The sequence below is a fragment of the Pseudarthrobacter sp. AL07 genome (assembly GCF_029960665.1).
Taxonomy (GTDB): Bacteria; Actinomycetota; Actinomycetes; order Actinomycetales; family Micrococcaceae; genus Arthrobacter.
In genome coordinates this window covers 1-13,809 of record NZ_JASBRB010000013.1, presented here as the reverse complement: position 1 = coordinate 13,809, position 13,809 = coordinate 1, and the positions used below count along the sequence as shown (strand labels likewise).

Sequence of the window (13,809 nt, the reverse complement as noted above, 5' to 3'; positions counted from 1 at the left end):
TGGTGACCAGCCTCCTGCAGCGCGTGAAGTCGAAGATGGCCATCTTCGCCCACCGGAAAGCCCGCGGCATGCTCGACGGCGAATACGGTTCCGTCTTCCGCGGCCGCAGCCTCGACTTTGATGACCTGCGCGCCTATATCCCCGGGGACGATGTCCGCGACATCGACTGGAAGGCTTCCGCCCGGTTCGGATCGCCGCTCACCAAACGGTATGTCGCCGTACGGCGCCAGACCGTCCTGCTGATTGCCGATACAGGACGGGGCATGGCTGCCGAGTCCCGCGACGGCGAAACCAAGAATGACATCGCCGTGATGGCATTCGGTGTGGTGGGTTACCTGGCGCACCGGCACGGCGACGTGGTGGGCCTGGTCTGCGGCGATCGCAACGGGACCCGTTCCATCCCGGCGAAAGCCGGTGAGCCGCATCTGGAACGGCTCCTGCGCGAGGTTGACGCATCCACCTCCCTGGACTCAGGCCCGAGCAGGATCGAGGACCAGCTGGAATACGTGGCCCGCAACGTCAAGGGCCGGTTCCTGCTGTTCGTGGTGTCCGACGAACATGCCGCCGGCCCCGGCACCGAACAGCTGCTCCGCCGGCTCCGTGCCCAGCATGAGGTCCTTTGGCTCACCATCCGGGACGCCGTCCTGGCCGGGGAAGGCCTTACCGGCCAGGACGCGTTCAGCGTGCCAGACTCGTCGATGCTGCCAGCACATCTGGCAGCATCCCCGGCTATCGCGGCGGCCTATGTCAAGGCAGCAGGGGAGCGGGACGCCGCCCGGCACGCCATGCTCCGCCGCGCGGGCATCACGCAGGGCCACGTGGCCGGAAGCAGCGCGGTCATGACGGAACTCTTCGCCCTCCTGGAAAGGCACCGGCGTGCAGGCTGAACCGGGCATCTACGGACCCCTCCAGTACAGCCAGGCATGGCTGTGGGCCGGCGTCGCCCTCCTGGCAGCGGTCCTGGGATGGTACGCGTTCGTTTTCCTGAGTACGCGTCAACCGGCGGCGCCGCAGCAGGCATCCCGGTTCACGCCGCCGTCGGACCTTGCCCGCCTCAAGGAGGCCTACCTGCAGAGGATCGATGCCGTAACAGCCGACGCCGACGCCGGGCTGCTGACCGCACGGGAGTCGCACCAGGAACTGAGCCTGCTGGTCCGCCGGTTCGCCCGCGACGTCACCGGCATCGACGCCCCCAGGATGACCCTGGCGGAGCTGCACGGGCACCCGCTGCCCCCAGTGGCCGAGGCCGTCCGCACGATCTACCCGGGCGAGTTCGGCCTGGAACCGCTGCCGCCGGTCACGCAATCGGCCGCGACTGCCCGCCAGACGGTGCGGCAATGGAACTGATGTTCTGGTGGCTGATCGCTCCGGCGCTGGTCATCGCGGCCCTGGCAGGATGGCGCGCCTTCCGCCCGGACCGCCACGCCAACGCACGACGGCGGCCGGTGGCCAATGCGGACCGCCTCACCGCCCTGCCCGAATACCAGGCCGCCCTCCGCCGGCACCGCCGCTGGCTGGCGGTGTCCGCGCTCGCGGCTGTAACCCTGCTGGTCTCGGCCGTGGCCGCAGCGGCGCGCCCGGTGGAGCTGACCACCATCGCGCCGGAGCAGCACAACCGGGACATCATGCTCTGCCTGGACACGTCGGGTTCGATGAGCAGCGCCGACTCGGCTGTGGTGCAGGTGTTTGCCCAACTGGCGAAAGAGTTCGACGGTGAACGGATCGGCCTCACGGTCTTCGACAGCAGCGCCGTCCAGGTCTTCCCACTGACCGACGACTACGCGTATGTCCAGGAGCAGCTCACGCTGGCCAAGGACGCCTTCGAGGGTAACTCCGGCAGCGCCGGATTCCTGGACGGCACCTGGAACGGCCGCGGATCGTCGCTGATCGGCGACGGCCTGGCGTCCTGTGTCAACGGATTCCCGGACACGGCCGCCACGGATGCCCGCAGCGCGGAGGCCGGCACGAGTCACACCGGCAACGCAGACACCGGTCAGCGGCGCTCGCGGTCCATTGTCATGGCAACGGACAACTACCTGTCCGGCGATCCCATCTTCACCCTCGAACAGGCGGCCGCCCTGGCCAAGGGGCGTGAAGTGACGGTGTACGCGCTGAACCCCGGCGACTTCGACTATGGACCCGGCGCCGGCCAGCCCGGAGCCAGGCTGCGCACAGCGGCCGAAGCCAGCGGTGGGAAGTACTACCGGCTGGACAGCCCGGAAGCTGTGGCGGACATCGTCAGGTCCGTTCAGGAAAGCGAAGCCACTGCCATGAAGGGTGCACCCCAGGCAGTTGTCTCGGACCGGCCCGAGTTGCCGCTGACTCTGGCGGTCCTGTCCGGCCTGGTGCTGGCCGGCGCATCGTGGCGGTTGCGGCCATGACACTGCAACCGATCCTGCCCTGGTGGGTTATGGCCCCGCTCATCGCCGCGACCGTGCTGTTTCTGGTCTGGCGACTGGTCCAGGCTTCGCGGGCGCACTCTTCCGGTGTACGCCGCGACTGGCTGTTCAGGGGCGCTCTGGTGCTGCTGCTCCTTTCGGCGGCGCTCCGGCCGGGTGTTCCCGGTGGAAGTTCCCAAGCCGCGACGGCGGACGTCAGCGTCTTCTTTGTGGTGGACACCAGCAGCAGCATCGCGGCCGAAGACTACGGCGACCATTCACCCCGGCTGGAGGGGGTGCGGCAGGACATCATGGCCATCGCGAGTGAACTGGCCGGAGCCCGCTTTTCGCTCCTGACGTTCGACAGCAACGCCGTGGTCCGGATGCCCCTGACCACCGACACCACCACCCTGGACACGATCGTCTCCGTCCTGGAGCCCCAGGTCACCGCATTCTCCAAAGGCAGCAGCATCACGGCTGCCGGAACCTTGCTGGCGGAACGGCTGCGCGCCGCGCGGGACAGCCATCCCGAACGGCCACGCGTGGTCTACTACCTGGGAGACGGCGAACAGACCAGCGCCAAAGCAGCGGAACCTCTTCGGGTCGGCGGTGGCCTGGTGGACGGCGGTGCGGTACTCGGCTATGGCACGGCGGGTGGTGGCCGGATGAAGGAAAACACGGGGCAGGGACCGGGGCAGGACGTGGCTGCCGGCTACATCCAGGACCGGTCGTCCGGAATGGGCAGGGATGCGTTGTCGGTCATCGAGGAGGCACGGCTGCAGGGGATTGCCGGTCAGCTGGGGGTTCCTTACGTCCACCGTTCGGCCGGAGATCCGGTGGCGCCGATGATGCAGGCCGCTGATCCCGGGGACCTCGAACGGTCAGCGGCGGATAGTGACGTTGCCAGCCGGACTGAGCTGTATTGGCTTCTGGCCGCGTGCGCGTTCCTGCTGGCCCTCCGAGAGAGTTTTCTGCTGCTGCGCCAGTGGCGGCAGCTCCGGCCGGAACAGGGAGTCCGCACATGATGCGTCCAGCGCCCACACCTCCAGCGCCCACACCCGTACCTCCCTTACCGACATCGCTCGCACGCGAGCCCGCATCGCCCAGACGGGCAGCCCCGGTGAACTCACGGGACCGGCGGGAGCGCCGCCGTCGGCTGTTGTGGTGGTCTGCGCTGCCCGCACTCCTGATCCTCTGCCTGGCCGCCAAGTTGCTCAGCGTGGGCATTCTCGCCGACACTGCTGCCCGGTCCTTCGCGGCCGGGGACTCCGGCGGCGTGGCGGATGCTGCGGCCGGACTGCGGATGGCCAACTTCGTCGAACCGCAGAAGGCGCCGTTCGCCGAGGGTGACGGGCTGTTCCTTGCGGGCGACTTCGCTGCCGCCCGCCAACGCTTCGAGGAGGCACTCTCCCTGGCGGGCACGGCCGACGAGTGCGTCGTCCGGGTCAACCTGGCGCTCACCATCGAACGCCTTGGGGACGCCCAGGCCACAGCAGAAGATCCGACGGCGGCGGCCCGGCTCTTCGCCGAAGGTGTTGCCGTAGTCAAGGCTGCGCCGGAGGGTTGCTTCGAAACCGCCGGCGAGGCCGGCGAGGAGAACGGCGCAGGGGAGAAGCTGGGACAGGCGGCGGAACGGCTGCAGCAAAAGGCCGATGCAGCGGCGACGGACACGGCCAGTCCGCAACCGTCGGAACAGCCTGGGCAGGACGAGGTTCACGCAGATCCGGACCAGCAGAGCCAGCTTGAGCAGCTCACGGACAGTGCAAGAGAAGCCCAAAGCAAGCGGAATTCCGGGCGGGAGCGGGACGAGTACCTCCGGGACGATGACTTCGGACCGGGCGTCGACCGGCCCTGGTAACAGGCCAAAGCAGGCGGGCCCGCAGTATGCCCCCTTGAATTCTTTGACGAAAACGGCGAACAAAATTCTGCACCAGGACGAACCGCGCCGTAAAACTGCGTCTTAATTCGGTAGCCGACTTGAAGGGTGCCCCGCCGGCTCCTAGACTTCTAAACAAGTTACCGAGGTAACGTGTCAGCGATCCTCCGAGTGTGGAGGGTGTGGGTGCCCCCATGTGGGCCTGACATTTGCTCACGGACAGCTTCATGACAGGCGTAACAGTCGCGGCTGCGTCCCTGTGGAGTTTTCCGTGTTCCCAAACTCAAATTCATTCCCGGCACCACCGTCACATTTGCTGATCGGTATCCGGCAATGGCCCAAAGCCAAGGACGCAAATGTCACCGCCAAGCCCTATCGAAACGCATCCGAATCTCTCCGAGACCGCCCCCGTGGCGCTCTCGTACGAGCTCTTCCCGCCCCGCTCACCGGCTGCGGCCGAGTCACTCTGGACCACCATCCGGGAACTGGAAACCACCGAACCGGACTACGTCTCCGTCACGTACGGTGCCAGTGGCTCGAACCGGGACACCGCCGTCGAACTCATCAACCGGCTCCTGCTGGAAACCACGCTCCGACCGCTGGCCCACCTCACCTGCGTTGGCAACACGCCGGAGGAACTGGCAGAGATCATCGGCGACCTCCTGGACACCGGGGTCCGGGGCATCCTGGCCCTCCGGGGCGACCAGCCCAAGGGCGGTGCGCCGCTTGCCGCAGGGTCACTGCGGTATGCGCAGGACTTGATCGAACTCATCCGGCGGGTTGAACAGCGGCGGTCGGCCCTTCTGTGTGCAGGCAAGATCGCCGTGGGCGTCGCCGCCTACCCCACCCGGCACCCGGAATCACCCAGTGAAGCCCACGACGTCGAGGTGTTGCTCGCCAAGCAGCGCTCCGGCGCCGACTTTGCCATCACCCAGGTCTTCTTCCACACCGAGCAGTACGCGAACCTCATCAGCCGAGCACGCCGGGCCGGGGTCACCATCCCCATCATCCCGGGCGTTATGCCGCTCACCAGCCTGCGCCGGGTCACACGGCTCGGGGAACTGACAGGCGTGGAGCCGGCCCCGGAACTCCTGGCCCGACTCGCCGCCGCGGACACTGATTCCGAACGCCTCCGGATCGGTGTCCGGGCCACAGTGGACCTGGCCAACGCGGCCCTCGAAGCCGGAGCACCGGGCATCCACATCTATACCTTCAACGAACACCAGAGCGCGCTGGAGGTGCTGGACAAGCTGGCGCTTCCGCGCCAGACCCGTTCGGTTGGCCGCCGCAGCGCCATCCTCCGGGGCCAGCTCGCCAGCTGATCTTCCAACATCCGCTACACCATTCACAGTTTCCACTAACACTCAAGGAATCTCCCATGACTGAACAGAACACCACCCCGTTCCCGGCCGCGTCACTCCTCGGCTACCCGCGCATCGGCCGCCGTCGCGAGCTCAAGAAGGCCATCGAAGCCTACTGGGCCGGCAAGATCGACGCCGCTGCACTGGACGCCGCCGCCAAGGGCATCCAGCTGACCATCGCCAAGCGCCTGCAGGAACTGGGCCTCACCGAAGCCGCCGCCGTTCCGGGCACCTTCTCTTACTACGACCAGGTTCTGGACGCCACCGCCCACCTCGGCGCTGTCCCGGCCCGCTTCGGCAAGCTCCTCAACGCCGAAGGCCAGCTCGACATCGACGGCTACTTCACCCTGGCCCGTGGCACCAAGGACCAGCAGCCGCTGGAAATGACCAAGTGGTTCGACACGAACTACCACTACCTCGTTCCGGAGATCGGCCCGGAGACCGAGTTCACCCTCGCCTCCAACCGCATCGTTGAGGAATTCGAGTTCGCCCTGACCAACGGCATCGAGACCCGCCCGTACATCGTCGGCCCGGTCACTTACCTGCTGCTCTCCAAGGCATCCGATGAGGCCCCCGCAGGCTTCGCCCCGCTGTCCCGCCTCGAAGACGTCCTGCCGGTTTACGTACAGCTGCTCGAGAAGCTCGCCGCCGCAGGCGCCAGCTGGATCCAGCTGGACGAGCCCGCACTGGTGGTTGACCAGGACACCCCGGCCGCAGAAATCGAAGCAGCCGTTGCCCGCACCTACGAAGTTCTCTCCGCGGCAGCCAAGCGCCCCCAGATCCTCGTCTCCACCCCGTACGGTGCCCTCGACGGACAGCTGGGAACACTTGCCGCCACGAACATCGACGCCCTGCACATTGACGCCTTCAAGGGTGCAGTCCCGTCCGCAGCTGCGCTGGCCGGCCTTGGCAACAAGACCCTGGTTGCCGGCGTCGTTGACGGCCACAACATCTGGCGCAACGACCTCGCAGTCGCCGCCGCCAAGCTGGATGAACTGAAGGCTGCCGCAGGCCGGATCGCCGTCAGCACCTCCACATCCACCCAGCACGTCCCGCACGACGTCACCGAAGAAGGCCAGCTCTCCGAAGAGCTGCGCAGCTGGCTCGCGTTTGCCGACCAGAAAGCCGTAGAGGTCAAGACGCTCGCGTCCTACCTGGCCGACCCGGCCTCCGCACAGGCAGCCATCGACGAGGCGTCCGCCATCATCGCAGCCCGCGCCATCGCCGAAGGCGTCCGCCGCGACGACGTCCGGGCCCGCACCGAGGCACTGACCGCAGCGGACTTCAGCCGCTCCGCCTACGCAGTCCGCGAAGCTGCCCAGGAAGAGGCCCTGCACCTTCCGCCGCTGCCCACCACCACCATCGGCTCCTTCCCGCAGACGTCCGAGATCCGCTCGGCACGAGCCCGCATCAACAAGGGCGCCCTCACCAACGAGCAGTACGAGCAGCTCATGAAGGACGAGATCAAGCGCGTTGTTGAGCTGCAGGAAGAGCTCGGCTACGACGTCCTGGTGCACGGCGAGCCCGAGCGCAACGACATGGTCCAGTACTTCGCCGAGAACCTCGAAGGCTTCGACGTCACGGTCCACGGCTGGGTCCAGTCCTACGGCTCACGCTGCACCCGCCCGTCCATCCTCTGGGGCGACGTCACCCGCAGCGCCCCCATCACGGTGGCCTGGGCCGAGTACGCCCAGTCGCTGACCAGCAAGCCCATGAAGGGCATGCTCACGGGTCCGGTCACCATCCTGGCCTGGTCCTTCGTCCGCGATGACCAGCCCCTCGGCGAGACCGCCAACCAGGTTGGCCTGGCCCTCCGCGACGAGATCGAGGACCTCGAGGCTGCCGGCATCAAGGTCATACAGGTGGACGAGCCCGCGCTGCGCGAACTCCTGCCGCTGCGCAAGGCCGACCACGCCACCTACCTGAAGTGGTCAGTGGATTCCTTCCGCCTGGCCACCGCGGGGGCGACAGATGCCACGCAGATCCACACCCACCTCTGCTACTCGGAGTTCGGCGTGATCATCGACGCCATTGATGGCCTCGACGCAGACGTCACGTCCATCGAGGCGGCACGGTCCCGCATGGAGGTTGTCCACGACCTCGAGTCCCACGGCTTCGGCCGCGGCGTTGGTCCGGGCGTCTACGACATCCACTCGCCGCGTGTTCCGGGCGAAGCGGAGGTCACCGAACTCCTGGCGACCGCCGTCAAGCACGTCCCGTCCCGCCAGCTCTGGGTCAACCCGGACTGCGGCCTGAAGACCCGCGGCTACGCCGAGACCGAAGAGTCCCTGCGTAACCTGGTCAAGGCCACCAAGACGGTCCGGGCAGGCCTGTTGGAATCCGCGAAGTAACACCACCGCATTAACGCCGTCGGCGGCCGGTCACCAAAAGGTGACCGGCCGCCGACGTGCGTTAAGAGTGTTTAGGACTCCCAGAGGATTTCGTCGTCCACCACGCCGTCCTCGTCAGCGGCTACCACCAGCACCTCGTCCGTGAAGTGGGCGCCCAAGGTGAAGTCCATGACAAAGTAGCGCTCCGGCTGGCCGGGGAAGATACCCACGTGGCCAAGCTTGAGGGCCTTGAGGAACACATCATTGGTGAGCTGGCTGCGCTCTTCAACGCCAAAGACTTTCTGCAGGTGTTCGTCCTTCAGCGCGCTGCAGTGGAAGTGAAGGTATTCCTGCGGGCTGGTGCCTTCCTGCTCCAGCTCCTCGGCGATCATCTGCCGGACCTCGTCCACAAGTTCGGGAAGGAACCGCAACCGGTAGTCCACTTTGTGCATGGCCGCTTCGTCAAAGTGGTCGTGTGCGTCAATATTCAGGTCGAGTTCCAGTAACTGGCCACCCAGCTCATGTTTGGCGGCGATGTTGTGATCCCTGCCGTGGTTGAGCTCGATTTCTCCAAAGTGCTGGCTCGCTACCCTGTTCATACCTTCAACATAGACCCCAAGTGCTGCGCTTTCCAGCATTCGGGCTAATTCCCTGCATCCCCCAGGCCAGCCAGCGTTTCAGCAATCAGGTCCACAAACAGCTGCACCCGGGCGGTCTTCTTCTCGTTGATGAGCAGGGCAAACACGTTCCGTGCCAGCCGGATCTCTGGAACGTCCAGCACCACAACGCCGGCCGGCCGGTGCCGCAATGCGAGCTCGGGCACCAGTGCGGCGCCCAGTCCGGCGGCCGCCATTTCGAGGCTGGCATGGAAATCGTCGCTGTGCGCCACCACGCGTGGATACAGGTTGCAGCTGGCAAAGAGCCGTTCGATCACCACGGCATCGGGGCTCCCGGGGTGGTGCATGATCCAGGGCAGTTCGGACAAATGGTCCGCCGCTACCTTGGCGTCCGTGCGGAACCCCCAGGCCGCGGGCAGCACCACGCGGAAGTTGTCGTCGCCGATCCACTGCCGGTTGATAGTGTGCGGCCAGGCGAGCCCCGACTGGCCCACCTGGAAGACCAACGCCACATCCAGCTCCCCGCCGGTGCGCAGTCCCTGGATAGTCTGGGCCGGCTCGGCCACGGACACCTTGAGGTCGATGCCCAGGTCTTTCCACGCCGGATTCTTCAAGATGCGGGGGAGGACGTAGGTGGCCAGGCTGGGAAAGATTCCCAGCCGCAGCTCCTGGCTGGAGCTGCTGTGTGTCTTCGAGGCTGCCGCCATCAGGGCTTCGATGTCCGTCAGGACCTTCGCGGCGTGCCGGGTCATCACCACCGCGGCTTCGGTGGGGACCACGCTGCGGGCCGAACGCTGGAACAGGACCACACCCGTCTCGCGTTCCAGGGCGGACATCTGTTGCGACACCGCCGACGCCGTGTACCCCAGGCGTGCCGCTGCGGCCGCAAACGAGCCCAACCGGGTAACTTCGAGGAGAGTCTTCAGATGAACGGGATTTACCAAGGCAGTCCTTCGGTCGGGGCCGCCTGAGCACCGTGTGGTACCGGTTCTGGAAGGCCCGCTTTATTGTGGCACAAAGAATAACTTCAAACTCAGTCATCCACCGGCCCCACGGCGTCGAACTGCCCCTAGAGAGTTTGCACCGAGCAAGTGCACCACGAAGTCCGAGCAGGGGAGCAGAACAGTGTTTTTGGCAGGGAACTCGACCTTCAAGCCGCAGGGACGGCGCATTGCCGTTGTGGGCAGTGGAGTGGCGGGCCTGACGGCCGCGTATGTCCTGAACCGCCACGACAATGTCACCCTCTTTGAGGCGGACAGCAGGCTGGGCGGTCACGCCCACACGCACAGTGTCGCGCAGCCGGACGGGTCAGCGCTCGGCATCGATACCGGCTTCATCGTCCACAACGAGCGGACCTATCCCACCCTGCTGCGGCTGTTCGCGGAGCTGGGTGTGGAGACGCAGGATTCGGAAATGAGCATGTCCGTCCGCTGTGACGGCTGCGGTCTGGAGTACGCCGGGGCCCGTGGGGGCGGCCGCGGGATCATCGCGCGCCCGTCCAGTCTCCTGCGTGGACGCTACCTGCTGATGCTGCTGGAGGTCATGCGCTTCTACCGCAGGGCCCGGGCGCTGATTGAGGCGGCCCCAACGTCCGACGCCGGCACTGGTGCGGGCGGCGCGGAGCCCACCCTCGGTGAATTCCTGGCAAAGGAACGCTTCAGCAAGTACTTCATCTCGCATTTCATGACGCCGGTGGTCAGTGCGGTCTGGTCATGTGATCCCACTACAGCGCTGTCCTACCCGGCGCGGTACCTTTTCACCTTCCTGGGACACCACGGGATGCTGGGGGTCAAGGGTTCGCCGCAGTGGCGGACGGTCACCGGCGGTTCGGGGCAGTACGTGGAGAAACTGGCAGCCACGTTGCCGGATATCCGGCTTAACAGTCCTGTCACCGGCATCCGGCGCCACGCGCTCGGTGTGGAACTGACCACCGAACAGGGAATTGAAGATTTCGAGGCAGTGGTCATAGCCACGCACCCGGACCAGGCCCTGGGCTTCCTCGCGGACGCCACGCTGGCCGAAAAGGAAGCCCTCGGGCAGATGCCGTACTCCGTCAACCACACCGTTTTCCACCGGGATGCGGCCGTCCTGCCCACCGCGGACAATGCCAGGGCGTCCTGGAACTACCGGCTCCCGGACTGCAAAGCCCGGCCGGACAAGGTACTGGTCAGCTACGACCTCACCCGGCTGCAGCGCCTCGACCCGTCGGATGGCCAGCCTTACCTGGTGAGCCTGGGGGAGTCCGAGCTCATCGCGGAAAACCGCGTCCTGGAGCGTATGGTCTACGAACACCCCCAGTACACGCCTGAATCACTGCGGGCACAGCAGCGTATTGCGGCCCTTAGCGATGACCGCATCGCCTACGCCGGCGCCTACTTGGGCTGGGGCTTCCATGAAGATGGCGCCCTGGCCGGTGTCCGTGCCGCAGAGAGTCTGGGGCGCACTTGGGATACGCCCAGGATTCAGGCGCACAAGCCTGAGCTGCTTTCCGCCTCGGAGGGCGCATGAGCTCAACCGCAGCCATCTACCGCACGTCCATCTCCCACGTGCGCCAGAGCCCGCTGAAGAATGCTTTCACCTACCGGAGCTACAGCTGGTTTGTGGACGTGGACCGGCTCCCCGTTCTGCCCCGGATCATGCGGCCGCTGGCTGTCTTCCGTGCCGCCGACCACCTGGGCGATCCCGGGGCCACCATCCGCAGCAACGTGGAACGGTTCCTGCGGTCCCGGGAGATAGAGCCCGACGGCGGCGCCATCCGGATGCTGACCAGCGCCCGGGTTTTCGGCCACGTCTTCAACCCGCTCACCCTTTTCTGGTGCTACCGGATGTCCGGCGAGCTGCAATGCGTCATCGCCGAGGTCCACAACACCTACGGCGAACGCCACTGCTACCTCCTGGAAACGGATCCTTCCGGCCGGGCCAGCGTGCCCAAGGCCTTCTACGTTTCACCGTTCAATGACGTTGACGGGCAGTACAGGATGAAGCTGCCCGCGCCGGAGCAGCGGCTGTCCGTCTCCATCGTCCTGGAGCGGGAAGGGCAGCGGCCGTTCGCCGCAACCATGGACGGGAACCGGCGCCCGGCCACCGTCAGGAACATCCTGACAGCGGCCGTTGCAGTCCCGGCCGCGCCGCTGCTGGTATCGGCGCTGATCCGGATTCAGGGCATGAAACTCTGGGCACGACGCCTGCCAGTCATCAAAAAACCACATCACCCCTCACAGGAGGCAGTCCAATGACCATGACCGATGAAAACGGAACACCCGCGACTGCGGAGGTTTCCGCCGCGAAGTCAGCCGCACGGCACCTGGTGACAGGGCAGACTGCTGGCGGGGTACCGGCGTCGCCGGCCACCATTGATCCTGACGTATGGCCCGGTGTTGCCCACGCGCCGTCGGGAACTAAGGCGCTGGTGGCGGGTAAAGCCGCCGGCCTGCTGTTCAAGGCGGCCGTACGACGGCTGCCTCTGCGCGTTGCCTACCCGGACGGTTCAGTGCTGGGCACCGGCGGCCCGGACGCGCCGGTGATGACCATGGTCAGGCCGGCAGCATTCAATCTGCGGATCGGGGACAACGGCCTGATCGGGCTCGGCGAGTCGTTTATGGCGGGGGACTGGGAAGCATCAGACCTCGCCGGAGTGCTGGAGGTCTTCGCCGCTTCCGTGGACACGCTGATCCCCGCACCGCTGCAGAAGCTGCGGACCCTGTACCTGCCGCGGACGCCACGGCAGGAACGCAACGAAGAGCACAACACCCGCAGCAACATCTCGCGGCACTACGACCTGTCCAACGAGCTCTTCTCCAACTTCCTGGACACGACCATGAGTTACTCCTCGGCGCTTTTCCCGCTGAGCGACGGTGCACTGGATTCGGTCCCGTGGGACGCCTTGGCGGAGGCCCAGCAGGCCAAGATCGACAGGCTGCTGGACAAGGCCGGCGTCGGATCGGGCACGCGGCTGCTGGAGATCGGCACCGGCTGGGGTGAATTGGCCCTCCGGGCAGCAGCACGCGGTGCCACTGTCTACAGTGTGACTCTCTCCAGTGAACAGCGGGCGCTGGCGCAGGAACGCATTGCCGCCGCCGGCTACGCAGACCGGGTGACCGTGGCGCTGCAGGACTACCGGGCCGTGGAAGGCGAGTTTGACGCCATTGTGTCAGTGGAGATGATTGAGGCGGTTGGTTATGAGTACTGGCCCATTTTCTTCCAGACCATCGACCGCGTGCTGGCCCCAGGTGGGAAGGTGGCCATCCAGGCCATCACCATGCCGCACGGCCGCATGCTGGCCACGCGCAACGCCTACACCTGGGTGCACAAGTACATCTTCCCCGGCGGCTTCCTGCCGTCCGTGCGGGCCATCGAAAGCGTGACCCAGCAGCACACGACACTCCGGGTGCGGGAGCGGATGGGCCTGGGAGATCACTACGCCGCGACCCTCCGCCTCTGGGAGGAGCAGTTCATCGCGCGCTCTGCGGAAGTCGGTGGGCTCGGCTTTGACGCAGTGTTCCAGCGAATGTGGCTGTTCTATCTGTGCTATTCACGGGCGGGTTTCCAGTCCGGCTACCTGGACGTGCAGCAGATTGTCCTGGATCGCCGGGAAGCGCAGCTTTAATTTTCAGGTGGTCACACGCACGGTCACACGCCGGCGCTGGAAACTCCAGTTATGGAAACTAATTGGAATACCACAGCAGAACTGAATACCCTCATCACCCTCACAGCCGACCGTATCGTGGCTGAGGGCACCCAGATGGATCGCCGGACCCTGGAGATGATGGCATCCGCGGTCCGGCCGTTGGCACCGGGCGCGGCGGCCGCGCTCAATGACTGGGACGGTTCGGAGGTAGCCCGGCTGCGGGCGTTCGGAATCGTTCACGGTGTGTTGGTGCGTGTGTTGGGTGCGCCCGCCCAAGCTGAACTCCTGGCGCAGCTCAATCCGGCACACGCTCTGGTGCTGGCTGCCTGAGCGTTGCTACATTGTGCTTGTGCTGCGCCTTCGGTTGATCGGCAGATTGGGTCTTGAACGCGACGGCCAGCCGATTCCCGGGCCCAGAGGTCATAAGAGCTGGGCCGTATTGGGGAGACTGGTCCGGTCATCGGGGCCGGTTTCCCGCCAGGTTCTCGTGGATGAGCTGTTTTCTGACGCCGACGATCCCATGGGGGCACTGCGGTGGACGCTTGCCGAATTGCGCCGGAAAATGGGCTCTCCTGACTCTTCCGTGGGTCAATTTCGGCCGGGGAGCACCGGTTTGTGAC

The 13,809-nt window shown here is 66.0% G+C and carries 13 protein-coding genes; 11 read left to right on the top strand and 2 right to left on the bottom strand.

Features of this window, described 5'->3' with window-relative positions:
• The first annotated feature begins 2 nt into the window (after positions 1 to 2).
• From QK290_RS11720 to metE, 7 genes are all read left to right on the top strand, one after another.
• Positions 3 to 887, top strand: a complete 885-nt coding sequence (locus tag QK290_RS11720) for a DUF58 domain-containing protein (RefSeq protein WP_282330828.1) — start codon at positions 3 to 5, stop codon at positions 885 to 887.
• Positions 877 to 1,347, top strand: coding sequence for a hypothetical protein (locus QK290_RS11715; protein ID WP_282330827.1), 471 nt, complete (start codon positions 877 to 879; stop codon positions 1,345 to 1,347). The genes QK290_RS11720 and QK290_RS11715 overlap by 11 nt, the downstream gene beginning before the upstream one ends.
• Positions 1,338 to 2,381, top strand: a complete 1,044-nt coding sequence (locus QK290_RS11710) for a VWA domain-containing protein (RefSeq protein ID WP_282330826.1) — start codon at positions 1,338 to 1,340, stop codon at positions 2,379 to 2,381. Before QK290_RS11715 ends, QK290_RS11710 begins: the two co-directional genes overlap by 10 nt.
• Entirely contained in the window at positions 2,378 to 3,403 is a 1,026-nt protein-coding gene (locus QK290_RS11705) for a VWA domain-containing protein (protein WP_282330825.1), read from the top strand. The genes QK290_RS11710 and QK290_RS11705 overlap by 4 nt, the downstream gene beginning before the upstream one ends.
• Before the next feature lie 95 nt (positions 3,404 to 3,498).
• Positions 3,499 to 4,236 (top strand): hypothetical protein, encoded by a 738-nt coding sequence (locus QK290_RS11700; RefSeq protein ID WP_282330824.1) that lies wholly within the window; start codon positions 3,499 to 3,501, stop codon positions 4,234 to 4,236.
• Between the two features lie 374 nt (positions 4,237 to 4,610).
• Entirely contained in the window at positions 4,611 to 5,576 is a 966-nt protein-coding gene (locus tag QK290_RS11695) for a methylenetetrahydrofolate reductase (protein ID WP_282330823.1), read from the top strand.
• A 56-nt stretch (positions 5,577 to 5,632) separates the two neighbouring features.
• A complete protein-coding gene (metE, locus tag QK290_RS11690; RefSeq protein WP_282330822.1) occupies positions 5,633 to 7,966 on the top strand; it encodes a 5-methyltetrahydropteroyltriglutamate--homocysteine S-methyltransferase in 2,334 nt (777 codons plus the stop codon).
• Positions 7,967 to 8,037: 71 nt separating this feature from the next.
• On the opposite strand, the gene QK290_RS11685 is transcribed toward metE, so the two are convergent.
• The gene (locus QK290_RS11685) at positions 8,038 to 8,544 is read right to left on the bottom strand and encodes a DUF2004 domain-containing protein (RefSeq protein ID WP_282330821.1); all 507 of its coding nucleotides are present in this window, start codon (positions 8,542 to 8,544) and stop codon (positions 8,038 to 8,040) included.
• 44 nt (positions 8,545 to 8,588) lie between these two features.
• A complete protein-coding gene (locus QK290_RS11680) occupies positions 8,589 to 9,506 on the bottom strand; it encodes a LysR family transcriptional regulator (RefSeq protein ID WP_282330820.1) in 918 nt (305 codons plus the stop codon).
• Between the two features lie 181 nt (positions 9,507 to 9,687).
• On the opposite strand from QK290_RS11680, the gene QK290_RS11675 reads away from it, so the two are divergent.
• The 4 genes from QK290_RS11675 to QK290_RS11660 are packed head-to-tail and all read left to right on the top strand — an operon-like array spanning position 9,688 to position 13,519.
• Positions 9,688 to 11,070 carry an FAD-dependent oxidoreductase gene (locus tag QK290_RS11675; protein ID WP_282330819.1) on the top strand — a complete coding sequence of 461 codons (1,383 nt, stop codon included), beginning with the start codon at positions 9,688 to 9,690 and terminating at the stop codon, positions 11,068 to 11,070.
• Positions 11,067 to 11,798: a DUF1365 domain-containing protein gene (locus QK290_RS11670; protein WP_282330818.1), complete on the top strand. Its 732-nt coding sequence runs from the start codon at positions 11,067 to 11,069 to the stop codon at positions 11,796 to 11,798. The genes QK290_RS11675 and QK290_RS11670 overlap by 4 nt, the downstream gene beginning before the upstream one ends.
• Positions 11,795 to 13,168 carry a class I SAM-dependent methyltransferase gene (locus QK290_RS11665; RefSeq protein WP_282330817.1) on the top strand — a complete coding sequence of 458 codons (1,374 nt, stop codon included), beginning with the start codon at positions 11,795 to 11,797 and terminating at the stop codon, positions 13,166 to 13,168. Before QK290_RS11670 ends, QK290_RS11665 begins: the two co-directional genes overlap by 4 nt.
• 51 nt (positions 13,169 to 13,219) lie before the next feature.
• Positions 13,220 to 13,519, top strand: coding sequence for a hypothetical protein (locus QK290_RS11660; protein WP_282330816.1), 300 nt, complete (start codon positions 13,220 to 13,222; stop codon positions 13,517 to 13,519).
• Positions 13,520 to 13,809: the final 290 nt, after the last annotated feature.